The following is a 24,143-nucleotide window of genomic DNA, read 5'->3' on the forward strand; positions in this document are numbered from 1 at the left end:
CTTCTACTACTACTTCGGCCCGTTCCGCATCCCCAAGGTGTGGAGCTGAGGCCCGAGTAGGTCGACAAGCGAATCGGCCCGCCGTCGGAGTTCCGACGGCGGGCCGATGTCGCTTGAGCGGCGCTGACTATCGGGAATGGCGTCCCGGATGGTCACCCGGGCCGAACTCGGTGCCGGGCTGCTGCGGGTATCCGGGGGGTGCGTTGTACCCGCCCGGAGGCAGATTCTGCGAACCGGGGTACGACGACGGCGGAGCTTGGTAGCCACCGCCGGTCACCGGCGGCTGCGACCCGGTGGGGTATCCGCCCGGCTCGTAGCGCGGCAGCGCACCCGACGGCGGTCCTCCCGCTGCGGGACGGATCATCGGCTCCCCCGTCGGAGCGGCGGCGCCTGGGCGGCCCGGTCCGCTCGGGGGCGGCGCGGGAGCACTCGGCGGCGGGGGCAGTTGCTCTGCCGCGGCGGCGCGGGCCTTCGCGGCCTTCTCCGCTTCGGCCTTCTCGGCGGCCTCGGGATCCATCAGGTTGCGGATCTCCGTCAGCAGCGACACCTCGGTGTCCTCGCCTTCCTTCTCGCCCATCACAAGACTCGACAGCTTGTTGTAGGGGAGAACGATGATGAAGTACACGACGGCCGCGACGATGAGGAAATTGATGGCCGCGGTGATAACCGCACTAAGGTCGATGTAATTCAGCGCATTGGCCGGATTCGCGTTATCCGGGTTGGGGAAGCGGCATTCGCCGATGCAAAAACCCAGGCCCTGCGCCGCTTGGGACGGATCGCCGCCGGGAATGGAATTGATCAGCGGCTGGACTACCTTGTCGGTGAACGCCTCGACGATCTTGGTGAAGGCGGCGCCGATGATGACCGCGGTGGCCAATTCGACAACGTTGCCGCGCAAGATGAATTCTCTGAATCCTTTGAGCACTGCGGGTCCTCCTCGGGGTTACGGCGCAGCCGGGTTTCGACAGCTCAAGGCATCGAGTCGAATCGTAAACCAGACAGTGAGAATTTGGACGCTGACGCGGTCCCTTCACCTCTTAGTGGTGAATTCGTGTGCAAGTCGAGACCTTGCACATTCAATAGACGTAAATGCGGTTAATGGATGACGACGGTGAGCGCGGTGGTCAGTCCGGCCGCGGCGACCCGGTGGGCGGCTTCGGCCTTCATGGCCAGAAGGACGGGAGAGCCGTCGCCGCCTGCTCGTTCGCCGGGTCGCCGCGTCCGTCCCAGGGCGACGACGGCATCCGTGGCGATCACCACCGGCGGGTCGGACGAGTCGCCCTTGGTGAGTACATCGACGACGTCGCCGGGCACGAGCAGCTCGGCCGTCCCGGCGTCGGCGAGGTGGACCGGAACGAGTCGTGCCGTGGCGTCGCCGATCAGACTCCGCGGCAGTCGCGGGCCGAGCAGTCGCGAGTCGGTGAGGATCTCTCCGTGGCGCACCGCGCCGGTCACGGTGCGTTCCCGGGCGTCCGCGGACAGCTTCAGCGCGCCGGCGGGTACCAACTCGGGGCGCACGCGCACCACCGCGACGTCGGCCGCGACCAGTGCCGTGCCCGGCCGCAGATCGCGTGCCGCGACGACGACCGCGACCCCGGGTTCGTCGCGCCGATCGGCGAGGAAGGACATGGCGGCGGCGAGGACCAGCAGGGTCGCGCACGACCGTCGAATCACCATCGAACGCAGCCATCCCGGCCGCAGCGCCTGACGCAGACGATCACGCCGGCGGGGTGCGAGTTCGTGGCCGAACACCCTGGTCAACATGTGTGCCGACCATAGTGCGCGTTCTCGGGCGGAGGTCTTAGAGTCCGGTGTGCCGGCCGTCTTCTGGGGACGCGAGACAACTGTGGACAACGCGTGTGACCCCGTCGACCTTGGCACTCGGAATGAATGAGTGCCAAAGTCGGTTAGAATTGTCGAGATTCAAGCCAGATCCGTGTGGAGGTTCCCGGTGCCCACTTACTCCTATGCATGTACGGAGTGCGACAACGCCTTCGATATCGTGCAGTCCTTCGCCGACGATTCGCTGACCGAATGCCCCGACTGTCAGGGCAAGCTGCGCAAGCTGTTCAACAGCGTCGGCATCGTCTTCAAGGGCAGCGGGTTCTACCGGACCGACTCGCGTTCGGGTTCGGTGCCGGCGTCGAGCGATTCCGGCTCGTCATCGTCGTCGAGCGATTCCGGCTCGTCGAGCAGCGACTCGTCGAGCGCGCCGAGCGCATCGGCCGCGGCCGCGTCGTAGCCACGCGAGTATTCAGTCCAGCCGGGTGAAACCGGCCTCGGGGGTCAGCGCCCACTCCATCGGGACGTCGGTCGGCTCGGTCGGCAGTTCGTCGACCAGTTCGTGGTCATAGACGACGCCGATGCGCACCGCCCGGCTCAGCGGAAGGCTGCGGTCGTAGTAGCCGGCACCCCGGCCCAGCCGAGCGCCGTCGCGCGCGACCGCGAGTGCCGGGACGAAGACGACGCTCGCCTCGGCAAGGGCCCCGGGCCCCAAGGAGGGCGACGTCGGTTCGGCGAGGCCCCAGCGCCTGGTCTCCAGGGGCGCGCTGGGGCTGTACACCGCCCAGCGCAGCGGTTGGGGGTCGCCGTCGGGCACCACGGGCACGATGACGCGGTAGCCCTGGTCGACCAGGGCGTCGAGCATCGCATCGGACCCCGGTTCGCTGCCGACGGGCAGGTAGCAGGCGATCGTCGCACCTTCGTCGACGGCCATCGGCAGGCGGTACATCCACTCGGCGAGGTTGACCGCGGCACTCTCCACGTCGAACACCGACAAGCGCTCCCGGTGTGCGCGCAGGCGCCCGCGAACCTCCTGTTTGGACATCGGATCTCCCGCGATTCTGCGCCCGGCGGCGCGCCGAATACAGTGTAGAGCCATGAGTGCTCCCAATTCGGAGACCGCGCTGTCGGCCGCCCCGCCCATCCCGCGGACCGCCGTGGTGCCCGCCGCCGGTCTGGGCACGCGGTTCTTGCCCGCGACCAAGACCGTGCCGAAGGAACTTCTTCCGGTCGTCGACACACCCGGTATCGAGCTGGTCGCCGAGGAGGCCAAGTCGGCCGGAGCGCAGCGCCTGCTGATCGTGACTTCTCCGGGCAAGGACGGCGTGGTCGCCCACTTCGTCGAGGACCTCGTGCTGGAGAACACCCTCGCCAAGCGGGGCAAGGCGGCGATGCTGGCGAAGGTCCGCAAGGCGCCGAATCTGCTGGAGGTCGCTTCGGTGGTCCAGGAGAAGCCGCTCGGCCTCGGCCACGCCATCGGTTGCGTCGAGGAATATCTCGCCGACGACGAGGATGCGGTCGCCGTGCTCCTTCCCGACGATCTGGTTCTTCCCGGCGGCGTGCTGGAGACGATGGCGCGGGTGCGCGAACGTCGCGGCGGTTCGGTGCTGTGCGCCATCGAGGTCCCCGACGACCAGCTCTCGGCGTACGGCATCTTCGACGTCGAGACGGTTCCCGACGCCGCCAATCCCGACGTGCTGCGCGTGCTCGGCATGGTCGAGAAGCCGGCTGCCGCCGACGCGCCGTCGAATTTCGCCGCCGCCGGCCGCTACATTCTCGATCGCAAGATCTTCGACGCGCTGCGTCGCATCGACCCAGGCGCCGGCGGCGAGTTGCAGATCACCGACGCGATCGCGTTGCTGATCGCCGACGGTGAACCGGTGCACGTCGTCGTGCATCGCGGTACCCGGCACGATCTCGGCAACCCGGGCGGATACCTCAAGGCCGCTGTCGACTTCGCGCTCGACCGCGACGACTACGGACCCGAGTTGCGCGCCTGGCTGACCGAGCGCCTCGGCGAGAGGTGAGGCTGCCTTCATTTCTCCGGCGTGGCGCCGGTACCGTCGCCGTCGGCGGCGTTAGGGTTGGTCCGTTGACCAACATGGCGCACAGAAACCCTTCGAGGAGGCGAGATGCGGTCCGTTGACGATCAGTTGGCGCGGATAACGGCGTCCGCCGTGGTCCCGCGACCGGTCAAGATCGCCATCTCCGAGGCGCAGGGCTTGATGTGCGCCGAAGAGGTGGTCACCGAGCGGCCGTTGCCCGGATTCGACCAGGCCGCCGTCGACGGCTACGCGGTGCGCGCGGTCGACGTCGCGCTGGCCGGGGTGGTCGCCCCCGGTGCCGACGAGGACTTCGACGCCGGTGAAGCCGAACTCGACACCCTCACCGAAGGCGAGCCGATCGCCGTGTTCCTGCCGGTCGTCGGCGATGTCGAACCCGGTTCGCGCACGCCGATCAGGCTGCAGCCGCGCCAGGCGGTTCGCGTGGAGACGGGCGCGCCGATGCCGACGCTGGCGGACTCGGTGGTGCCCCTGCGCTGGACCGACGGGGCCAGTCAGAAGGTGCGCGTGGCGCACGGCGTCGACAGCGGCTCCTATGTGCGGCGCGTCGGCGACGACGTGCAGCCCGGCGATATCGCGGTGCGCGCGGGCGAGGTCATCGGGCCCGCCCAGGTCGGTCTTCTCGCCGCCGTCGGCCGGTCCCGCGTGCTGGTGCATCCGCGACCGCGCCTCTCGGTCATCGCGGTCGGATCCGAACTCGTCGACATCGACCGTGTGCCCGGTCAGGGACAGGTCTACGACGTGAACAGCTACGCGCTGGCCGCCGCTGCCCGCGACGCGGGCGCCGACGTCAACCGGGTCGGCATCGCCGAGCGGGACGCCGAGCGGTTGCGCGAGGTCATCGAAGCGCAGCTCATCCGCTCCGAGATCGTCGTCATCTGCGGCGCGGTCGGCGGATCGTCGTCGAGGGCGATCGCCGAGGCACTCGGCGAGCTCGGCGACCTGGAGGTGTCGCGGGTCGCCATGCATCCCGGATCCGTGCAGGGTTTCGGACGTCTCGGGCGCGACGAGGTACCCACCTTCCTGTTGCCGGCGAACCCGGTGTCGGCGCTGGTTACCTTCGAGGTGATGGTCCGGCCGCTCATCCGGATCGCGCTGGGCAAGCGCGACCCGTTGCGGCGCGTCATCAAGGCGCGCACCATCGGGCCGATCGCGTCGGTCGAGGGCCGCACCGGGTATCTGCGCGGTCAGCTCATGCGCGAAGAGCGCACCGGTGCCTACATGGTCCAGGTGATCGGCGAATCCACCACCGGCTCGTCGCACCTGCTCGCGGAACTGGCCGAGGCGAACTGCCTCGTCGTCGTGCCGTCGGAAGCCGCCAAGCTCGATCCCGGCGACGAGGTCGACGTCATGTTCCTCGCCCAGCGCGGCTGAGGCTAGGACACGGGGCACTAGAAGACGCGTGACCGCAACCACGCGGCACGAACCGCCGCGACGACTAGAGTTGAGCCGTGTTCAGCTGGGGTTCAAGTTCGCGTTCGCACCCGGGCTGGCCTGCGCGGGTGGGACCGATTCACGTGTCGGCCGGCCGGTTGCTGCTGCGGCCGATCAAGCTGCGCGACGCCGCTGACTGGAGCCGGCTGCGGATCCGCAATCAGGATTTGTTGCTGCCCTGGGAGCCGACCTCGGACGGGAATTGGGCGGCGCGACACCAGCGCAGTAATTGGCCCCCGCTCTACTCCGTGCTCAAGTCCGAGGCCAAGCGCGGCGCGCTGCTGCCGTTCGTCATCGAGGTCGACGGCGAGTACGTCGGACAGCTCACCATCGGGAGCGTGCAGCGCGGTGCGGTCCGCAGCGCGTGGATCGGCTACTGGGTCGATCGCGACTGGACGGGCAAGGGCATCGCGACGGCGGCCGTCGCACTCGGCGTCGACCACGCCTTCGGGCCGATGGGCCTGCACCGGCTCGAGGCGACCGTGCAGCCGCCGAATGCCGCGTCGCGGGCGGTACTCGCCAAGGTCGGTTTCCGCCACGAAGGCGTGCTGAAGCGCTATATGGATGTCAATGGTCGGTGGCGCGACCACGACCTGTTCGCTTTGACGACGGAGGAAATCATGAGCAGTGCGGTCGAGGCCCTGGTGCGTGCGGGACGGGCGCAGTTCCGATGAGCGCGCTGGAGATCACCGTGCGCGGGCGGGCCGAGCGCCAGTACCGGCCCGAGCAGGGGACGGTGTTGCTCTCGGCGGCGTTCACCGAGTCGACGAGCGAGGCGGCACATGCCAAGGCGCTGGAGCTGCAGAGCGAGGTGGTCGCCGAACTGTCCCGGCTCGACGAGACCGACGCGCTGAACACGTGGCACGCCAACGACATTCACGTCTTCGGGCACCGCCCGTGGATCGACGGGAAGCAGTCGTCCGAGGTCGTCTATACGACGCGGATCGCCATGACCGCCGAATTCCTCGACTTCGAGGCGCTCGCGGCCTTTCTCGTCGAATGGGCCGGTCGCGACGGGCTGGAGGTCGGACGGATCGTGTGGGACGTGCTGACCGAGAACCGGCCGCGGTACGAGGCCAAGGTGCGGCGCGACGCGGTGCGCGATGCGGTTGCGAAGGCTCAGGCCTATGCCGACGCGGTCGGGCGCGGATCGGTGACCGCGGTGGCATTGGCCGACCCGGACATGCTGAGTTCCGGTTCCGACGCCGTGCCCGCCGCGCCGATGATGGCCCGGGCGATGGTCGCCTCCGACGCGGGACCCTCGCTGGAATTGCGGCCCGACGATGTCGTCATCTCCGTCGCCGTCGATGCCCGGTTCACCGCGGGCGACCTGTCTGCGGACTGAGGGCCTACGGCGTCCGGCGTCGCAGGGTTGCGGTCGCCAGTGCGAGCGCGACCACGGCGATCACGACGATCACCACCAGCCCGCGGACCATCGTCGACGTGACCGATGCTTCGCTTGCGACCTGCTGGAGCGCTTCGACGGCATAGCTCAGTGGCATCGCGTTCGAGAGCGCCTGCATCCATCCGGGCAGGTCGGAGCGGGCCACGAACAGACCGCACAGGAACAGCTGGGGGATGACCACCAGCGGCAGGAACTGGACCGCCTGGAACTCGGTCTGGGCGAATGCGCTGCACAACAGGCCGAGGGCGACGCCGAGAAGGGCGACGCTCCACGCGATCACCACCACCCACCAGCGCGAACCGCTGGTCTCCAGCTGCAGCACCCAGAAGGTGAACCCGCAGGTGAGTGCCGCCTGGGCTGCGGCGAGTACGGCGAAGGCCGCCGCGTAGCCGCCGAGCAGGTCGATCCTCGACAGCGGGGTGGTCATCAGTCGTTCCAGCGTGCCGGCCCTGCGTTCGCGCAGCATGGCCACCGACGTGAGGACGAACATCACGACGAAGGGGAGGATGCCGAGGAGGATGATGCCGAAGCGGTCGAACGGCGTCGGGACGCCGGGAGGCGCGGGTACGTCGGCGAACATGAAATAGCACAGTGTCAGCAGGAGCAGCGGCAAGACCAGCAGGACGCCCAGCGAACGGTGATCGGCGCGGATCTGGCGCAGCACGCGAACAGCGGTGGCTGCCAGCAGTTTCGGATTCACGTGGCGCCCTCGATCAGCGCGAGGAAGGCATCGTCGATCGACGATTTCCCGGTGCGCGCCTTGAGTTCGGCCGGCGTGCACTGCGTCAGGACTGCGCCGTCGCGCATCAGGATCATCTCGTCGCAATGTTCGGCTTCGTCCATCACGTGACTGGAGACGAGCAGCGTCGAGCCCTCGGTGGCGAGTCGTGCGAAGTACCGCCACAGCTCGGCCCGCAACACCGGGTCGAGGCCGACGGTCGGCTCGTCGAGGATGAGCAGTTCCGGCTTCGCGACGAGGGCGCACGCGATCGAGACGCGGTTGATCTGTCCGCCGCTGAGGTCGCTGGTTCGGCGTCGGGCGTACGGCGTGAGGCCGACGGCGTCGAGCGTCTCGGCGACGTTGGCACGCGTTCCGTGCAGGGAGGCGAAATAGGTGACGTTGTCGATCACGCTGAGATCGGCGTACGTCGATGCCGATTGCGTCGCGTAGCCGACGCGTCGGCGCAGCGTCTTGGCTCCCGCCGCTTCGCCGAGTACGTCGACGGTGCCCGCGACGTTGGCCTGGGTGCCGATGATGGAGCGCATCAGCGTCGTCTTGCCGCATCCGGACGGTCCGAAGAGGCCGGTGATCGTTCCCCGCGCGATGGTCAGCGACACATCGTCGCAGGCAAGCACTCCGCCACGGTGCACGGTGACCGATTGGCACCGCACAGCCGGTTGCGTGGTCATGGCGGCAACGCTACTCGCCGGAGGCGGTGTTGCTCCGTCGGTTGTGACCAGCATTCGGTAACGATCGACGGAACAGGGGTTATCCACCGACGGGGTGATCAGCCGCCGGCAGGTGATCGAGCACGGCCACAGTTCAGCGGACTGTCGTCGCAAACTGCGCCGACGGGAGTGGGCCGTCGCTGCACCCGGCGTGTACGTCAACCACACCGGGCCGCTGACCTGGTCCCAGCGGGCCTGGTCGGCGGTGTTGGGTGCGCATCCCGCGGTGCTGAGCCACCAATCGGCGATCCGAGCGGCGGGAGGCCCGGGCGGCGAAGCAGGGCCGATCCACGTCGCCGTCGCCGGCCACCGCAAGATCGTCGCGCCGCGCGGTGTCGTCGTCCACTACAGTTCTCATCTCGATGAGCGGGCGATGTGGAGTTCCTGCCCGCCCAGGATGCGCGTGGAGGACGCCGTTCTCGACGTGGCCGCGAACGCGCCAGATCGCCTTCGCGTCGTCGCCCATCTGGCCGATGCTGTCGGTGCGCGCCTCACCACCGCTGACCGGTTGTTGGACGCGCTGCGGCGCAGGACTCGAGCCAGACATCGCCGGTTCCTCGTTGCGGTCCTTGCCGATATTCGCGACGGCACTCATTCGGTCCTCGAGCACGAGTACTTGGCCAAGGTCGAGCGTCGCCATGGATTGCCGACGGCACGACGTCAGGCACCGACGGGCGTCGGGCGGGCCGGCTATCGCGATGCCGATTGCCCGGAGTGGGGACTCATCGTCGAACTCGACGGCCGGCTGGCCCACGACAGCGCCGCCGCACGCGACCGGGATCTCGAACGCGACTTGGATGCCGTCGTCGATCTGGATCGGACGACCCTTCGGCTCGGGTGGGGGCAGGTATGCGGGCGGCCGTGCTCAACGGCTGCCAAGGTGGCCCGGATCTTGCGCAAGCGGGGCTGGTCCGGCTCGTTTCGTCGATGCCCGGACTGTCCGGACGACCCGCGATCGCGCTAGTGTCGCGCGTCGAAAATTCCTGTTGCGGTTGCCGCGGTTCGATGAACGCCTGGCCGCGTTGTCGTCGGTCGCGATAGCTCCGCTATCACTCCCTCCTCCGCCTTGCCAGATCGCCCATCGCCCTCGCGGCAACCATCAACGAATTTCCAACACGCGACACGAGTCCGTCGATTGTGACCGGTATTTGGTAACGATCGACGGAACAGGGCTCACGAATGAAGTTGGCGGCCCTCGGCGCGTCGGCACGGCATTCACCGGCTGCGGACCTAGATTGAAGTCGGGTACGTGTGACCAGAGTGAAAGACGGGAGAGTCGGATGCCGAACTCAGTGTTGTGGGTGTGCCTCGTGGCCATCTGGCTATTCGTGCTGGTCCCGATGGTGATCCAGGGTCGCCCGGGGATCCGTAAGTCCACCCCGGTCGCTGCCGCGACACGGGTGCTCAAGCGCGGCGAGGACGCCGTGCGGCGCCGACGCATTGGTGCGGGCGCGCACCCGCACGATCCCGATTACACGCCGAAGACCGAAACGGCCGACAAGGTGGAAGCGGTCGCGACCAGCAAGGAGTCCACTCCCACCAAGGTCGAAAAGGCGCTCGACGAGGATCTCGCCGAGGCAACGGCCGAGCCCGTCGACCCGTCCCGTGTTCCCGGCAAAGTGCCGACGCGGCAGCGTGCGACGGCGCGCACCGTTGCCGCGCGGATGCGTCGCGTCGTCACCGTGACCACGACGCGCCCCGCCCCCGAGGACGCCGACACCGAAGTCATCAAAGCCGTCGGAGCCGCCGACTCCGAAGACATCATCGATGCGGAGATCGTCGAGGACACGGTCGAGGGCAGCGGCAAGGATTCGGACACCGACGTGGTCGAGGTGCAGACCGTCGAGGCGCTCGACGTCGAGATCACCGAGCGCATCGAGAAGGTGGTGGCCGCCGACGAGTCGCCCACCGAGCGCATCGAGAAGGTCGTCGAGGAGAAGGAAGCCGGGGAGAAGCCGGCCGCGAAGCGCGACACGACGGATGTCGCGGCGAAGAAGGCTGACGAGGAACCGGCCGCGACGTTGTTCGACGTCGACGAGGAACCGGTGAAGGACGAGTCCGCCGACAAGCCCGACGCGGACGAGAATGTCGACGTCGTGGCCGCCGAAGCCGAGGTACCGGAAGCCGATCGGGGCGACGAGGTGGCGGAGGAGAAGCCCGCCGACGACGTCGCATCCGAAGGCGATGACGACGAGGTTGCCGCCGAGTCGGACGACACGGTCGAGGCCGACCTTGACGAGGCCGACGACGACCTGATCGTGGACGAGTTCGACGACGAGGACGAGGTCGCCGAACTCGACGACGCGGACGGCGAAGCCAACGCCTCCTGGGACGACATCGACCCCAACGAGCTGACGCAGGTCATGATGACCCGGCCGGGACGCGGCGGTTACGACCCGGAAGTCGACCGCGAGCGGATCGAACTCAAGTACAAGGAACGCCAGCGGGTGTTGCTGACGCTCGTCGGGCTGACGCTGGCGGGAATCGTCGCCGGAGTGTTCCTCTCGACGCCGGGTTGGATTGCCGCGGGTGTGCTGGGCACCTTCCTCGTGGCCTATCTGGTGTTCCTGCGCCGGGCGGTGAAGAACGAGAGTCAGATCCGGCAGCGGCGTCTGGCTCGCTTGGAGCGATCACGACGCGAAGAGGTCGCGCGTCGGCGGCGCGATCGCGTCGAGCCGGAGTTCGTGGCCGACGAGCCGGCGCCGCGTCCGCGACTACGGCGTCCGAGCGGTATGGCGCCCGTGGCGATCGACGACGAGGACCCGATCTTCGATCATCTACCCACCTACCAGCAGCCGCGCATGATGCGCGCCGACGACGACTTCCGGGCGGCGGTCGGCTAGTCGTCGGCTGGGGTCGAGGGCGGCTTCGGAGCGGCCTTCTTGGCCGGTGACTTCTTCGCCGGATTCTTTTTGGCAGCGGCCTTTTTGGTCGGGGTTTTCTTGGCTGCCGTCTTCGGAGCAGCCTTTTTCGCCGGCGCCTTCTTGCTCGCGGTCTTCTTCGCGGGTGCTTTCTTAGCGGCGGAGGTGCCGTCCGTCGTCTTCGTCGGTGCCACCGGGGCAGGTGTGGTCGTTGGTGACAGGAGTGCCTTCGGTGCCGCGTCGGTGGCGGTCGGTCCGTCGGCCGAGGTGGAGGGCGCCGTGTCCGCGGAGAACGATCCGTCGGCCGACGCCTTGAGGCCGCCCCGGGTGATGGCATCGGGGTGTGCCACGATCCAGGCGCGTCCGGCGTTCACCGCGCGCTTGAGGGCGAACCGTTCGCCTACATAGTTGATCGGTGCTCCGATGACCGGGACGTTCGACAACCAGCGGAGGGGCTTCGCCGGCTGCGGCCGCTTGCCCATCTCGTCGACGCCGCCCTGCAGAGTGCGGGCGATGTCCCAGGTGGCTTTGATCAGCGACTTGCGCTTCGCGTCGACCGGAGCGGCGTCGGGTACCTCGGTGAGGTTGTGCAGGGTGAGCTCGCGGCCGCCGAGCACGCTGGCGAGGAGTTCGATCTGCCTGGCGCGGTCGGTGACGCGGTACTCGCGTGCGACGGCGATCAGCACCATCGCCTGGTTGACGAAACCGAGAACGGTGGTGATGGGCAGGCGTCGCGCCCACAGGCCGAAGATGTTGGGGAAGGCGACGCCGACGGTGTTCAGGCTGCCGATCCGGTTCACCCACCATTGGGCGCGCTCGCCCATCGACAGCTCTTCCCAGCGCTTGGTGCCCGGGAGCGCGGTGAGGTCGACGGTCTTGGCGGCGATGTGCTCGACGCGCCGGAAGATGCTGTCGTCCTTGGGCTTGTCCTGGTGGGACTTGCCTCGCAGACCGGTCACATCCGTCTCGGAGAGTACGTCGATGATCGGGTTGATCGCCGCGATCATGCCGTTCAGGGCACTGATGATTTGTTCGTCTTTCAGATCAGCCACGCTTCGAGACTAGGCGGTCCGGCCGTTTCGCGACGGGTTCGGGTGAAGTGATAAAGTTGCTGGCGGTCGACCGGCGACGGTCACCCGGGGCTATGGCGCAGTTGGTAGCGCGACTCGTTCGCATCGAGTAGGTCGGGAGTTCGATTCTCCCTAGCTCCACCGCAATGTGGGCGTCAGATCTCTAGCCCTTCCCAGCCAGTTGACTGACGCGCTGAGGCGAGACCCCGAGCACCACACCCACGTCGCGGACCGTCAGTCCTTCGCCGCGCAACCTGGCGACCAGGCGGCGAGCGTGATCGGCGGCCTCGCGCTGAGTGTCGGATGCCTTGACACTCAGCGCGCGCGACTCGACGATCGCGCTTTCCAGCTCCGACCCGAGGGCCGGGCGGACTTCGACCTCGACAGGTTCGTTGATGAGCAACTCGGCGGCGTCAGACACCATGTCGGGGATCTGCTCCAGGCGCTTGGCCTGTGTGAAAAGGCCATCGATTTCGGGAACCTCGACGGCCCACCACTCGCCGCTGCGAGTGGCGATCGCCGTTACCTTTCGCACGGTCACTTCACTCCCATCTGCTTGAGAATGCTGTTCGCGGTGTTCTCGTTGATCTCATTGTGGCGGGGGACCACCGTACGGCGGCCATCGCTGAATTGGACCTTGGTATGGCTACCACCCTCAGTTTCGCTGATCCCAACGCCATCGGCCTTGGCAGTCTCGCGGAGCCTCTTCATCACGTCCCGCCGCTTCACGATTATAAGTCTAGATCCCCTAGATAAATCAAGTCAAGTACCACTAGACGTTGATATTGGGACTACTCGCTGGTCTTCGCCTTCGCCGCCTTGTCGCAGGCACCCAGCATCTGGTTGATGAGAGCCTTCAAACCGGCCTTCAGGGCCGGAGCGGGAACCGGGACCTTCGGTGTCGAGTCCATCGTGTAGGTGACCAGTGTTCCGTTCGGGGCATCGGCGAAACTGACCGTTCCGACGTGGCTCTTCACTGGAGCACCCGCGACGATCTTGTAGACCATGCGCTCGTTGGGAACCAGCTCGACGATCTGCTCCTTGATTCCGACCGGGCCGAGGCCGATGAGGTGGACGGCGCCGACGCCTTGACGTGCGTCCTTACCCGGCGTGACCAGGCGCGTGTTGATGGGCAGGTAGTCGCCGTTGTGCTCGCGATCGGTGAAAACGTCGTAGACGACCTCGCGTGGCGCATTGATGACTTTCTCGACGGTGACTGCGACCATGATGGCCCCCTCTGATCGATTGACAGTACTGTGTGACCTCGATCATGCCGGTACCGTCGGTCTGAGGTACACGTGGGGCCTACTTGGCGCCCTGTTCGTCGCCGAACAGCAGGTCGATCAGAACTGCGGGTTGATGCGGAGCTTATAGTTCGCGCCAGGTGCCAGTGTGCAGTTGTAGGACCGTGCCTGCCTGTTGGAAACGGCCCGGTCGCCGGCCTCCCGGCAGGCCGACTGGCTGTGATAGGTCCCGGCATCGCGCGTATCGGGGAATTCGGGGCCGTCGTCGCGGTCGGCGTGCGCGGCCCCATGCCGCCGAAGCAGAGGGCGGCGGCGAATACGGCTGTTGCGATCGTCTTCATGACGCCTCCTGGGCCGACGGCGAATCCGTGCGTTCAGTCTAGCTCCGGGTTGATCGACACGTTTGCCAGTTAGGTGCACTAGTGCAAGAATGCACTAGTGCAAGACGTTGAGTGCGGTGGTATGCGCGACCGGAAACGCGCGGAGACGCTTCGGCGTATCCACGACGCGGCCGTCGAACTCACCAAACGCGACGGACTCGCCGACGCGACGGTGAGCGCCATCGCCGAACGCGCGGGGGTCTCGCGGCGCACGTTCTTCAACTACTTCGACTCCAAAGAGGACGCCGTTCTCGGCATCCAGCCGCCGCGGATTCCTCCCGAAGCGCTCGACGCCTTCGTCGACGAGGCCGTCGTCGTACTGCCCAACGACCCGCCGGGCAAGGAACGATTCCGCCGCGCACTGCGGCTGACGGTGTCGACACTGGCGAGCCTCGGGCTGCCGATGGGGGAGGACCGCGCGCTGATGGCCGTGGTCGCCACCCACCCGGATCTCCTCGACCGGCTGCGTGCGCACCGCGATGCCGTGCAGCACGAACTCGTCGTCGTGCTGTCCCAGCGTCTCGCCGAGGAGAACCCGACGGCGCGAGCCTCCGACAGTGCGCGGGCCATGGTGCTGCTCGCCGGCGCGATTCTGCGATTCGCGCGCGGCAGCGAGCCCGCGCTGCTCGACAACCCGGACCAAGCGGCGATCGAAGCCGCGATGAAAGCATTCCGCGAAGCCCTGGAAGGTATTTGATGTCTGCGCTTGACCAGCCCACCGCGCCACCGGTGCGTCCCGACGACGGTCAGGGTGACCGCACCGTCCTGTTCCTCTTCATCGGCCTGATGATCACGATGCTGCTGGCCGCGCTGAACCAGACGGTCCTCTCGACGGCGCTGCCGACGATCGTCGGCGAACTCGACGGCGTCGACCAGATGACGTGGGTCATCACCGGTTACATCTTGGCCAGCACGATCGTGATGCCCGTCTACGGCCGGATCAGCGATCAGTTGGGTCGCAAACCGATCCTGATCGTCGCGATCGTCTTGTTCATCGCCGGATCGATCGTCGGCGGGCTGGCGCAGAACATCGAGATCCTCATCGCCGGCCGCGTCCTGCAAGGCCTCGGCGGCGGCGGATTGATGATCCTGTCGCAGGCCGCGATCGCCGACGTGGTCCCGGCACGGGAGCGCGGCAAGTACATGGGTGCGATGGGGGCGGTCTTCGCCGTCGCCTCCGTCGCCGGTCCGCTACTCGGCGGCTGGCTGACCGAGGGGCCGGGCTGGCGCTGGGCGTTCTGGATGAACCTCCCGCTCGGTCTACTCGCCATCGCTGCGACCGTCGTCTTCCTGCCGTCGCGGGCGACGCGGCCCGAGCAACGGCCCCGGCTCGACTACTTGGGCATGGCGCTGATCGCCGCCGCGACGACCACCCTCGTGCTGATCTGCACCTGGGGCGGCATCACCTACCCGTGGCTCTCTGCGCCGATCATCGGATTGGCGGGGGTCACCGTCGCGCTGGCAGCGGCGTTCCTGTGGGCCGAGACCCGTGCGGCGAATCCGGTGATCCCGCTGTCATTGTTCGCCGACCGCAACTTCGTCCTGACGACGATCGCCGCGCTCGCCATCGGCGTCGCGATGTTCGGCGCGATCGGATACATGCCGACCTATATCCAGATGGTGACCGGCGTCGACGCGACGCACTCGGGCCTGCTGATGATCCCGATGATGGGCGGGTTGCTGGTCGCGTCGGTTCTCGCGGGTCAAGCCGTCACCCGCACCGGGCGCTACAAGGGATTCCCGATCGTCGGGTCCGCCGTCATCGGCGCCGGGCTGGCCTTGCTGTCGACGATGACCGTCGACACCCCCAACTGGCTGATGTGCACCTATCTGGCGGTGCTCGGCGTCGGCATTGGCCTGTGTCTGCAGATCCTGACGCTGATCGTCCAGAACTCGTTCCCCGGCGCGATCGTCGGCACCGCGACGGCCGCGAGCAACTACTTCCGGCAGGTCGGTGCGACCCTGGGTTCGGCGGTCGTCGGTTCGGTCTTCGCCTCGCGACTGATCGCCAGCCTCGCCACCAAGCTGTCCGGTACAGGGGCCGCCCAAGCGGGCGCCGAGGGGCGCAACCACCTCACACCGGCCGCGGTGAACGCCCTGCCCGATACCGTGCGGCTACCGATCGTCGAGGCGTACAACGAGGCGTTGCTGCCGATCTTCCTGTTCCTCGTCCCGCTCGCCGTCATCGCGTTCGGGGTCCTGTGCTTCATCGACCAGAAAGAACTCGCCACGTCGGTGGACGACGATCCCGCCGACGACGCAGAGACGGCTCCGGTGCAGCCTCCGCAACCGGTGTAATGGTGGTTCGCGACCCAGGATTTCGGCGGTGTAACTAGCTGGTTTCCCCTGCGCTCCTGTCCCGATTCGTCGCATACATTGGCCTCGGCTGTGTCAGACTGCCACCCGTTGCCGGGTCCTATGCGTGCCGAGGAGTGCTCCGCGAATGTCGAATCTGCTTGACGCGATCAATGGCGTGATCTGGAGCAACGCTCTGATCTATCTGTGCTTGGTCGTCGGCGTCTATTTCTCCGTTCGTACCCGTTTCGTGCAATTGCGGCGGGTCGGCGACATGGTCCGGCTGATCCGGCGAGGTGCGTCGTCCGAGTCCGGGGTTTCCTCGTTCCAGGCGCTGGCCATATCGCTTGCCGGGCGGATCGGAGCCGGCAACATCGTCGGCGTGGCGACGGCGATCGCCTTCGGTGGGCCGGGCGCGCTGTTCTGGATGTGGGCGATGGCGTTCCTCGGTGCGTCGACGTCGTTCGTCGAGTGCACGCTCGGGCAGATCTACAAGACCAAGGACCCCCTGACCGGGGAGTACCGTGGCGGTCCGGCGTTCTACCTGCGGCAAGCACTCGCCCACACCCGGGCCAGCACCGCGTTCAAGGTCTACGGGTGGGTGTTCGCTCTGGTCACGGCCATCGCCTGCGGCGTCCTGATGCCCAATATCCAATCGAACTCGATCGCCGAGTCGATGAACAACGCCTGGGGCGTCGAGAAGTGGGTCATCGGAGCGGTGACGATGCTGCTGCTGGCCTTCGTGATCGTCGGCGGTGTCAAACGCATCGCGACTTTCGCCGCATACGTCGTGCCGTTCATGGCCATCGCCTACATCGGGCTCGCGCTCCTCGTCGTCGCGGTCAACGTCGACCAAGTACCCGCGATCATCCGGTTGGTGTTCGCGAGCGCGTTCGGAGCCGACGCCGCCTTCGGTGCCATCCTCGGTTCGGCGATCATGTGGGGCGTCAAACGGGGCATCTACTCCAACGAGGCGGGCCAGGGCACGGGACCGCACGCCGCAGCTGCGGCTGAGGTCTCCCACCCCGCCAAGCAGGGGCTGGTCCAGGCTTTTGCCGTGTACATCGACACGCTGTTCGTCTGTTCGGCCACCGGCTTCCTGATCTTGGCGACCGGCTCCTACCGAGTTTTCGACGGCGAGAAGGAGTCCGGTGGTGTTCGGGCCGACGGCGGCGGGCTACCGGCGCACGTTCCGGGGACCGAGGAGGTCGGCGCGAAGTACGCCCAGGTCGGCTTCGACACGTTGTGGAGCGGCGCGGGCGCGTCGTTCATCGCGATCTCGCTCGGCTTCTTCTGCTTCACGACGATCGTCGCCTACTACTACATGGCCGACACCAACCTGCGCTTCATGCTCGGCGACACCGCCAAGATCTACGTCCGCCCGCTGCGCAGCACGGTCGGCGCGAACGTCACGCTTCTGCTGCAGGCCGTCATCTTGGGTTCGGTGCTGTTCGGCGCGGTATCGACGGCGAAAGACGCGTGGGCCCTCGGTGACATCGGCGTGGGCACGATGGCCTGGCTCAACCTGATAGGGATTCTGATTTTGCAGCGGCCGGCGTTCAAGGCGCTGCGTGACTACGAGGAGCAGCGCAAACGGGGAATCGACCCGGTCTTCGATCCGCGCAAACTCGGTATCGTCGGCGCGACCTTCTGGGAGACCTACGAAGGTCCGCCCAAGCCGCACCTGACGGAAGTCCCGGTACGACGCTGACGAACACGTTGCCATCCCCCGATGGCAACGTTGTGCCGATGGCCGTTAGGGTTGGGCACCATGACAACTCGCGAGCTTGCGCCCGTCTATGTTCTCGGCGGCAATCGGATCCCCTTCGCCCGTTCGAACGGGGCCTACCTGTCGGAGACGAACCAGTCGATGCTGACCGCGGCGTTGAGCGGACTGGTCGATCGCTACGGGCTGGCCGGCGCGCACCTCGGCGAGGTCGCGGGCGGTGCCGTCGTGAAGCTGGCGCGCGATCACAGCCTCACGCGCGAGGCGCTGCTGGATACGTCGCTGTCGCGGGCGACGCCTACCGTTGATCTTCAGCAGCAGTGCGCCACCGGTGGGCAGACCGTCGTGCACATCGCCAACAAGATCGCCTGCGGTCAGATCGAGTCGGGCGTCGCCTGCGGCGCCGACACGACGTCGGATCCACCGATCGGCTTCGGGCCGCGCCTGCGCGACCGGCTGGTACGGATCAACGCGTCGAAGTCGAATCTCGACCGGGCGAAACAGGCCGCACGCCTACCGCTGTCCCTCGACTTCGACATCCCCAGCCCTGCCGAGCGCCGAACGAAGCTGACTCCCGGTGCCGCGCAAGCGATCACCGGCGCCGCCTGGGGGATCGGACGCGATGAGCAGGACAAGATCGCACTGGCCTCGCACCGCAACCTGGCTGCGGCCTACGACCGTGGATTCTTCGCCGATCTAGTCTCGCCGTTCGCGGGGCTGGCCGAGGACGACAACATGCGCCGCGACATCTCACCTGAGCGGCTGGCCAAGCTGAAGCCCTGCTTCGGCGGAGCCGACGGCACGATGACCGCGGCCAACTCGACGACCCTGACCGACGGAGCGTCGTCGGTGTTGCTGGGAACGGCCGACTGGGCATCGGCACACGACCTGAAGCCCTTGGCCCGCATCGTCGACGCGCAGAGCTGGGGAGTCGACTACGTCGACGGCGACCCGAAGACGCAGGGTGTCTTGATGGCGCCGGTGTACGCGGTCAACGAATTGTTGCGCCGCAACGGACTTGCTTTGCAGGACTTCGACTTCTACGAGATCCACGAGGCCTTCGCGTCGCAGGTGCTCTCGACGCTCGCCGCGTGGGAAGACTCGGACTTCTGCCGCGATCTGCTGGCTCGGCCCGAGCCACTCGGGTCGATCGACCGTGATCGGCTCAACGTCACGGGCGGCTCACTGGCCACCGGGCACCCGTTCGGCGCGACCGGCGGCCGGATCGTCGCCACTGTGTCGAAGTTGCTGGCGGAGAAGGGGAGTGGGCGCGCGCTCGTGTCGATCTGCGCGGGCAGCGGTATGTCCGTCGCGATGATCGTCGAGGCAGCCTAGTTCGCGGTCGGCCCGCTGGAGTCCGACACGGGCGGCGCCGTCGGCGCTAGCGTTGGGCCATGGTCGGTGAGTTCGATGGTGCTTCGCCCCGGATTGCGGCGGCGCTCGTGGTCCGGTTCGTCCTGGAACTGGCGCTGCTCGCGGCGGTGGGCGTCATCGCGTGGCACGTGGTCGGCGGCGGATCGCGATGGGTGGCGGTGATCGCAGCGGTCGTCGGCGTTGCCACGTTGTGGGGCCTTGTCCTGTCGCCCAAAGCGCGATTCCCGTTGCCGGACAAGGTGGGATTGGTGCTGGAGGCGCTGTTGTTCGCGGGGGCCGGGCTGGGGCTCGCGGCGATCGGCCACCCCGTCGTGGGCGCTGTCCTTGTCGTCGCGTGGGTCGTCGACCGGGCCGCGCTCGTGGAGTCGAAGGGCTGACGGCGAGTTCGTCCCGGCGCCGGTAGCCTGACGACATGGCTGTGCGCGACGCGGTGACCGCCGGCGTCACAGACGTCGTGTGGTCGCTCGGATTTGCTGCCCGGCACGCGATCCCGCTGCTCGCCGTCGCGGCACTGCCAGCGGCACAGCGCGTGTACGCGGCACTGCATCCCGGCGACGACTGGGTCTATTCGTGGCCGATCGAGATCGTCGTGCTGGGGCTGCGGCTGGCGACGGTCGCGGTGGTCTGGTGGCTCGCGCAGCGCGAAGACGACATCGACGACGAGAAGGTCCGAACGTTCGGCACCGCGTTCGGCGCGATCGGCGACTATGCACGGGCCCAGTGGGTGCGCGTGCTGACGGCGGTCATCGTTGCCGCCTGCCTATTCGGCCTGCTCAACGTAGTGGCGGGACCGGTGGTCGAGGCCCTCGTCGAGCCCGGCCGGGCCGCCGAAGCGTGGGGCTTCGCCATCCGGAATCTGGTGATCATCCCGCTCTATTTCGTGGCCGCCTACGGGATCGTCCGTCCCGCGCTGCGCGCCGATGGTGCCTGAACTCGATGGCAACCAGCCACGGGTAATCGAGTGCCTATATGGGTGATCGAGTGCCCGAGGAGCGAAGCGACGCGGGTGTATCGAGATCAACCCGCAGGCCGCGACGACAACGATCTGTGCAGTTCACAGGTGGTTTCACGAGTTTGTCAGACCCCGATCGTAGGGTGAACACACCAAGGTAAGAAGACACGAAAGTCCCTTCGAACCAAGATGCACAACACATTGATAAACGGGGGTAGTGATGCGAGTCGATGACCTCACCACACTGGTGACCGAACTGAGCGACGACCTGACGCCAGCCGCGACCGACACCGGGCACGGCGTCGGTGCGTTGCTCGCCAACGCGGAACCCATCGCCGACGATCAGATGCTGCTCACGGTCATGGCTGCCGCGTTCCGGCTCGGCACGATCTGCGACTACCTGCTGGCCGCAGCCACATCGCGGGCACAGGCGATCGGACTCCCGAAACGCCAACGACTACGCGACGGCCGCGATGTGCTGCGGCAGCTGCCGCTGGCCCCCTCAGCAGTAGCCAAACTGGGCCGGTTGGCCGACAACCTGCCCGCGCTGCCGCACCTGGCCCGCGAAATCCGCGACGGCGACCTGTCCCTCGAGCATGCCGATGCGGTCATCCGCGGCCTCACCCAGATCGCTTCCCGCATGGACGCCGACGGCTACACGACAGTGAAAGATGCGGTTGCGACGCGGTTGTTGGCTCATGCCCGTGGAGAGACACCAACACAAGTCATGGCACAAGCCCGTGAGTTGGCCCACGAGCTGGCTCCCGCCCATCCACCGGTCGTGCCGCCAGCCGAGAACCCCATGCTCAACGAAGCGGAGGTCACCCGAACCGACGAGGGCCGGGTACGCCTGGCCGCTGATCTGGATCAAGTGTCGGGGGAGAAGCTCCTCACCGCCCTGGACACCCTGACCAAACCTATTCCGGCCCCCGATGGTGGCCGTGATCCCCGCACCCATCCCCAACGGCTTGCCGACGGATTGGTCGACATCCTCGACGCCTACCTCGCCCACCCCGACCGCCCCACCACCGGTGGCATCGTCCCCCACATCACCCTCACCGTGCCCCTACCAGTCCTGACCGGCCACGACGATCGAGCAGCAGACCGGTGCAGTGACTCGGTCGCAGCGACACCTATCGGCGACCACATCCCCCGGCTGGGCTTCACCGGCGCCATCAGCACTGTGACCACCTCCGAACTGTGCTGCGGCAACCCCGAACTCACCGCGATCCTGATGGCCGACTCGGTACCGCTGGATGTGAAACGCACCCAACGCCTCGCCACCCCAGCACTGCGCGCCGCCCTAGTGGCCCGAGATAAGGGTTGCCAATTCCCCGGCTGCGGCAAACCCGCCTCCTGGACCGACGCCCACCACATCAAAGAATGGGCCGCCGGCGGACAAACCACCCTTGACAAGCTAGTACATTGTTAATCTAGGGACTGTCCGGATTTCGGTGTAACTGGCATTTGTTGGAGTTATCAGATGTTCTCGGCGGCGGGCATGCGGTCGGCGAAGGTGACGGCGAATGCGTTGAGTGCGGGTTTCCATCGCATCGTCCATCGTGCCTGGCCGGTGCCTTTGGGGTCTAGGGACCTGACGACGAGGTAGAGCGTTTTCATCGCGGCCTGCTCGGTCGGGAAGTGTCCTTTGGCGGTGACCGCGCGGCGGAACCGGGCGTTGAGCGATTCGATCGCGTTGGTCGAACACAGCACTCGGCGGATCTCGACGTCGTAGTCGAGGAACGGGATGAACTGTTCCCAGGCGTCGCGCCACAGCCGTGGGATCGCCGGATAGGGTTTGCCCCATTTCTCTTCGAACTCCTCAAACGCCGCCCATGCCGCCGCGGCCGACGGCGCGGTGTAGATCGGTTTGAGGTCTCGGGCGATGTGGTCCCAGTACTTGCGTGAGGCGTAGCGGAAGGTGCCGCGGATCAGGTGGATGATGCAGGTCTGCACCTTGGCCAGCGGGAAGACCGCGTTCGCCGACTCGGGCAGGCCTTTGAGGCCGTCGCAGACCAGGAAGAACACATCGGTGACCCCACGGTTCTTGATCTCGGCGAGCACACTCATCCAGTACTTGGCTGATTCGCCGTGCCCGTCGGTGCCCGCCCAGATGCCCAGGACGTCGCGGTGACCAGTCAGGTCGACGCCGATCGCGGCGTAGAACGGCCGGTTCCCGACCTGCCCGTCACGCACCTTGATGTAGATGGCGTCGATGAAGATCGCCGCATACACCGGCAGCAGTGGCCGGCTGGTCCAGTCAGCCATCTCCGCCACGACCCGGTCGGTGATCACGCTGATGCGGTCTTTGGACAGCGAGGCACCGTAGACCTCGGCGAAGTGTGCCGAGATCTCCCCGGTCGACAGGCCCTTCGCATACAGCGACAACACGATCGTGTCGACCTCGCCCAGGCGACGCTGGCGTTTCTTGACGATCTGCGGGGCAAACGAACCGTCCCGATCCCGGGGCACCTCAATGCTCACCGGACCGGCATTGTCGGTCAGCACCGTCTTCGACCGCGTGCCGTTGCGCGAGTTACCACCGTTACGGCCGGCCACAGAATGTTTGTCATAACCGAGATGCTCGGTCATCTCCTCATCCAACGCCGTCTCCAGCACCGTCTTGGTCAGGTGCTTGAGCAGCCCGTCCGGGCCGGTCACATCATCCCCGCGGGCCCGCGCAGCGGCCACGAGCTGACGCAGCGCCGCTTCCTGATCGGCAGCACCAACCGCCGCCAGATCGTCGTTCCGCTGGCTGGACTTCTTCATCGACGAACCCATGCCCGTCAGTTTCTCGGTCATCACGACCTTCCCCGCCGATCCTCACCGGCGTGTCGGGCCAGTTACACCGTTCCCCGGACACTCCCCGGCAACGTAGCGTACCTGGTAGTGCTACTTCGTACAGTTAGCACTTCGGAGAACTCGACGAAGCCCCGGCCCAACATCGCAGACCCGCTGACTCCGATCAGCGGGTCCGGGGTTCGAAAGCTTGACTGCGCGCTCCGCATCACCACAGTTCAGGCATAGTCTTGCTTGGCTGTCAGTGTTTGCTGGGCTGTGACAGAAGTGACGCATGAGACCTAGAGGTCTCCACATTGTCTCCACGCTGCGGGAGCAGACCCGCCACAGCAAGGGCGGCGCGTCGGCGTGATTTGTCAGCGCGCGTGCCTAGAGTTGGTGCGTGGGCGAAGACACCGCCGGCCCGGCCGCACCAACGGCGCACCCGCTTCGAATGAGCGGGCGCGGGGCGATCTACTCGTTCTCATTCGACCTGGGACCAGGGCTCGATCTGGTGAAACTCGCGAACAAGCTCTTGAAGAGAGATATGGCAACGGTGGCCGGATCTCCGTCTCGCGATGGCCTACGAGTCGGCAGCCGCATTCGAAAGACCGCGCGCTTCCACGAGCACACAGCCAGGTACCAACAATGGTTGGAAATGTTCCATACGGAAGAAATCCAGTGGTGGCGACTGTTTCGGCTTGAGCCAAAAGTAACATTACGAATCCTCTGGATCGCACGCCCTCATCTGTGGCAATTCCTTGCTTATAGGGCAACATTCGGACTTGCTTACCGCACATCGCTACACTCTTCGTATGAACGGGCTGAATCCAGAGAAGCAGACCCCGAAAACGAAGAACATCAGCGCCAAGTAGAAGAAATGGTGCGGGAAGCATCGGAAAAACTAGTCCAATCTATCTCAAGTCGACACGCAAGCGGCGCTCTTCGCTTACGCTTGCAACAGCAGATGTATTTTCCGCGCTATTATCTTTACAATGAACCGTTTATCCGACTTGAATTGAATCGATCGTACTATACCGACAGCGACCACAAACATGAGCCCATCGAAATCTCGTTAATGATCCATCGATCCGGAATATGTATTCTCACTTTCGCAACACCGATTGCAGGCGAGTTCGGTGTTGACCAAGGCTACAAATACTTGCAAGCAGGCGAGCGCGTCTTGAATGCTGTCGAAGTATCGGCTCCCATACTGGGCACTCGGCCGAAATCCATGGATGAAAACTACCATCGGTGGAGTATGGTAATAAATGAGTTCGACAATCTCGAGTGGGTCTCGTTCAAAACGCCCGCCGACGGCAAGGACGAT

25 protein-coding genes and 1 tRNA gene are annotated in these 24,143 nt (G+C 66.4%); 16 read left to right on the forward strand and 10 right to left on the reverse strand.

Annotated elements, in window-relative coordinates; all coding sequences use genetic code 11:
• Positions 1 to 127: 127 nt before the first annotated feature.
• Together mscL and GOARA_RS11400 are read right to left on the reverse strand one after the other, a co-directional pair.
• Positions 128 to 925 (reverse strand): large conductance mechanosensitive channel protein MscL, encoded by a 798-nt coding sequence (mscL, locus tag GOARA_RS11395; RefSeq protein WP_007322526.1) that lies wholly within the window; start codon positions 923 to 925, stop codon positions 128 to 130.
• 170 nt (positions 926 to 1,095) lie between these two features.
• Positions 1,096 to 1,764, reverse strand: coding sequence for an SAF domain-containing protein (locus GOARA_RS11400; protein WP_040522782.1), 669 nt, complete (start codon positions 1,762 to 1,764; stop codon positions 1,096 to 1,098).
• A gap of 187 nt (positions 1,765 to 1,951) precedes the next feature.
• On the opposite strand from GOARA_RS11400, the gene GOARA_RS11405 reads away from it, so the two are divergent.
• Positions 1,952 to 2,242 carry an FmdB family zinc ribbon protein gene (locus GOARA_RS11405; protein WP_007322528.1) on the forward strand — a complete coding sequence of 97 codons (291 nt, stop codon included), beginning with the start codon at positions 1,952 to 1,954 and terminating at the stop codon, positions 2,240 to 2,242.
• A 12-nt stretch (positions 2,243 to 2,254) separates the two neighbouring features.
• Here GOARA_RS11405 and GOARA_RS11410 read toward each other — a convergent pair whose 3' ends face one another.
• The gene (locus GOARA_RS11410; RefSeq protein ID WP_007322529.1) at positions 2,255 to 2,827 is read right to left on the reverse strand and encodes a 5-formyltetrahydrofolate cyclo-ligase; all 573 of its coding nucleotides are present in this window, start codon (positions 2,825 to 2,827) and stop codon (positions 2,255 to 2,257) included.
• Between the two features lie 52 nt (positions 2,828 to 2,879).
• On the opposite strand from GOARA_RS11410, the gene GOARA_RS11415 reads away from it, so the two are divergent.
• From GOARA_RS11415 to GOARA_RS11430, 4 genes are all read left to right on the forward strand, one after another.
• Entirely contained in the window at positions 2,880 to 3,809 is a 930-nt protein-coding gene (locus GOARA_RS11415; RefSeq protein WP_007322530.1) for a UTP--glucose-1-phosphate uridylyltransferase, read from the forward strand.
• Between the two features lie 105 nt (positions 3,810 to 3,914).
• The gene (gene glp, locus GOARA_RS11420) at positions 3,915 to 5,219 is read left to right on the forward strand and encodes a molybdotransferase-like divisome protein Glp (RefSeq protein WP_007322531.1); all 1,305 of its coding nucleotides are present in this window, start codon (positions 3,915 to 3,917) and stop codon (positions 5,217 to 5,219) included.
• A gap of 77 nt (positions 5,220 to 5,296) precedes the next feature.
• The gene (locus tag GOARA_RS11425) at positions 5,297 to 5,953 is read left to right on the forward strand and encodes a GNAT family N-acetyltransferase (RefSeq protein WP_007322532.1); all 657 of its coding nucleotides are present in this window, start codon (positions 5,297 to 5,299) and stop codon (positions 5,951 to 5,953) included.
• Positions 5,950 to 6,624: an SIMPL domain-containing protein gene (locus GOARA_RS11430; protein ID WP_007322533.1), complete on the forward strand. Its 675-nt coding sequence runs from the start codon at positions 5,950 to 5,952 to the stop codon at positions 6,622 to 6,624. The genes GOARA_RS11425 and GOARA_RS11430 overlap by 4 nt, the downstream gene beginning before the upstream one ends.
• Positions 6,625 to 6,628: 4 nt before the next feature.
• Here the strand turns inward: GOARA_RS11430 and GOARA_RS20605 are convergent, their stop codons facing one another.
• Both GOARA_RS20605 and GOARA_RS20610 read right to left on the reverse strand, forming a co-directional pair.
• The gene (locus GOARA_RS20605) at positions 6,629 to 7,384 is read right to left on the reverse strand and encodes an ABC transporter permease (RefSeq protein WP_007322534.1); all 756 of its coding nucleotides are present in this window, start codon (positions 7,382 to 7,384) and stop codon (positions 6,629 to 6,631) included.
• Entirely contained in the window at positions 7,381 to 8,094 is a 714-nt protein-coding gene (locus tag GOARA_RS20610) for an ABC transporter ATP-binding protein (RefSeq protein ID WP_040522788.1), read from the reverse strand. The genes GOARA_RS20605 and GOARA_RS20610 overlap by 4 nt, the downstream gene beginning before the upstream one ends.
• A gap of 94 nt (positions 8,095 to 8,188) precedes the next feature.
• Between GOARA_RS20610 and GOARA_RS11445 the strand changes: the two genes are divergently transcribed.
• Positions 8,189 to 9,097, forward strand: coding sequence for a putative endonuclease domain-containing protein (locus tag GOARA_RS11445; protein WP_007322536.1), 909 nt, complete (start codon positions 8,189 to 8,191; stop codon positions 9,095 to 9,097).
• A 316-nt stretch (positions 9,098 to 9,413) separates the two neighbouring features.
• A complete protein-coding gene (gene sepX / locus GOARA_RS20420; protein ID WP_007322537.1) occupies positions 9,414 to 10,976 on the forward strand; it encodes a divisome protein SepX/GlpR in 1,563 nt (520 codons plus the stop codon).
• On the opposite strand, the gene GOARA_RS11455 is transcribed toward sepX, so the two are convergent.
• Positions 10,973 to 12,046 carry a hypothetical protein gene (locus tag GOARA_RS11455; protein ID WP_007322538.1) on the reverse strand — a complete coding sequence of 358 codons (1,074 nt, stop codon included), beginning with the start codon at positions 12,044 to 12,046 and terminating at the stop codon, positions 10,973 to 10,975. The genes sepX and GOARA_RS11455 overlap by 4 nt on opposite strands.
• Positions 12,047 to 12,132: 86 nt before the next feature.
• Here GOARA_RS11455 and GOARA_RS11460 point away from each other — a divergent pair.
• Positions 12,133 to 12,205, forward strand: a tRNA-Ala gene (locus GOARA_RS11460).
• Positions 12,206 to 12,227: 22 nt separating this feature from the next.
• Here GOARA_RS11460 and GOARA_RS11465 read toward each other — a convergent pair.
• From GOARA_RS11465 to GOARA_RS11475, 3 genes are all read right to left on the reverse strand, one after another.
• Positions 12,228 to 12,605, reverse strand: coding sequence for a hypothetical protein (locus GOARA_RS11465; RefSeq protein ID WP_007322539.1), 378 nt, complete (start codon positions 12,603 to 12,605; stop codon positions 12,228 to 12,230).
• Positions 12,602 to 12,793: a type II toxin-antitoxin system HicA family toxin gene (locus GOARA_RS11470; protein ID WP_007322540.1), complete on the reverse strand. Its 192-nt coding sequence runs from the start codon at positions 12,791 to 12,793 to the stop codon at positions 12,602 to 12,604. The genes GOARA_RS11465 and GOARA_RS11470 overlap by 4 nt, the downstream gene beginning before the upstream one ends.
• Before the next feature lie 62 nt (positions 12,794 to 12,855).
• Positions 12,856 to 13,290, reverse strand: a complete 435-nt coding sequence (locus GOARA_RS11475) for an SRPBCC family protein (RefSeq protein WP_007322541.1) — start codon at positions 13,288 to 13,290, stop codon at positions 12,856 to 12,858.
• A 480-nt stretch (positions 13,291 to 13,770) separates the two neighbouring features.
• Here GOARA_RS11475 and GOARA_RS11485 point away from each other — a divergent pair, with 480 nt between their 5' ends.
• From GOARA_RS11485 to GOARA_RS11515, 7 genes are all read left to right on the forward strand, one after another.
• Complete coding sequence (locus GOARA_RS11485; RefSeq protein ID WP_007322543.1) at positions 13,771 to 14,385, forward strand: TetR/AcrR family transcriptional regulator; 615 nt, start codon at positions 13,771 to 13,773, stop codon at positions 14,383 to 14,385.
• Entirely contained in the window at positions 14,385 to 15,986 is a 1,602-nt protein-coding gene (locus tag GOARA_RS11490; protein WP_007322544.1) for an MDR family MFS transporter, read from the forward strand. The genes GOARA_RS11485 and GOARA_RS11490 overlap by 1 nt, the downstream gene beginning before the upstream one ends.
• A gap of 145 nt (positions 15,987 to 16,131) precedes the next feature.
• Positions 16,132 to 17,694 carry an alanine/glycine:cation symporter family protein gene (locus tag GOARA_RS11495; RefSeq protein ID WP_007322545.1) on the forward strand — a complete coding sequence of 521 codons (1,563 nt, stop codon included), beginning with the start codon at positions 16,132 to 16,134 and terminating at the stop codon, positions 17,692 to 17,694.
• A gap of 60 nt (positions 17,695 to 17,754) precedes the next feature.
• Complete coding sequence (locus tag GOARA_RS11500; RefSeq protein WP_007322546.1) at positions 17,755 to 19,044, forward strand: acetyl-CoA C-acetyltransferase; 1,290 nt, start codon at positions 17,755 to 17,757, stop codon at positions 19,042 to 19,044.
• Between the two features lie 59 nt (positions 19,045 to 19,103).
• Positions 19,104 to 19,460, forward strand: a complete 357-nt coding sequence (locus GOARA_RS11505) for a YrdB family protein (protein ID WP_007322547.1) — start codon at positions 19,104 to 19,106, stop codon at positions 19,458 to 19,460.
• A gap of 35 nt (positions 19,461 to 19,495) precedes the next feature.
• Entirely contained in the window at positions 19,496 to 20,014 is a 519-nt protein-coding gene (locus GOARA_RS11510; protein WP_007322548.1) for a hypothetical protein, read from the forward strand.
• Positions 20,015 to 20,255: 241 nt separating this feature from the next.
• Positions 20,256 to 21,467, forward strand: a complete 1,212-nt coding sequence (locus GOARA_RS11515) for an HNH endonuclease signature motif containing protein (RefSeq protein WP_007322549.1) — start codon at positions 20,256 to 20,258, stop codon at positions 21,465 to 21,467.
• 47 nt (positions 21,468 to 21,514) lie between these two features.
• Here the strand turns inward: GOARA_RS11515 and GOARA_RS11520 are convergent, their stop codons facing one another.
• Complete coding sequence (locus tag GOARA_RS11520) at positions 21,515 to 22,804, reverse strand: IS256 family transposase (protein ID WP_138947667.1); 1,290 nt, start codon at positions 22,802 to 22,804, stop codon at positions 21,515 to 21,517.
• Between the two features lie 412 nt (positions 22,805 to 23,216).
• On the opposite strand from GOARA_RS11520, the gene GOARA_RS19860 reads away from it, so the two are divergent.
• A partial coding sequence (locus tag GOARA_RS19860; protein WP_007322551.1) for a hypothetical protein occupies positions 23,217 to 24,143 on the forward strand: 927 nt, incomplete at its 3' end.

The organism is Gordonia araii NBRC 100433, from assembly GCF_000241265.1.
Lineage (GTDB): Bacteria > Actinomycetota > Actinomycetes > Mycobacteriales > Mycobacteriaceae > Gordonia > Gordonia araii.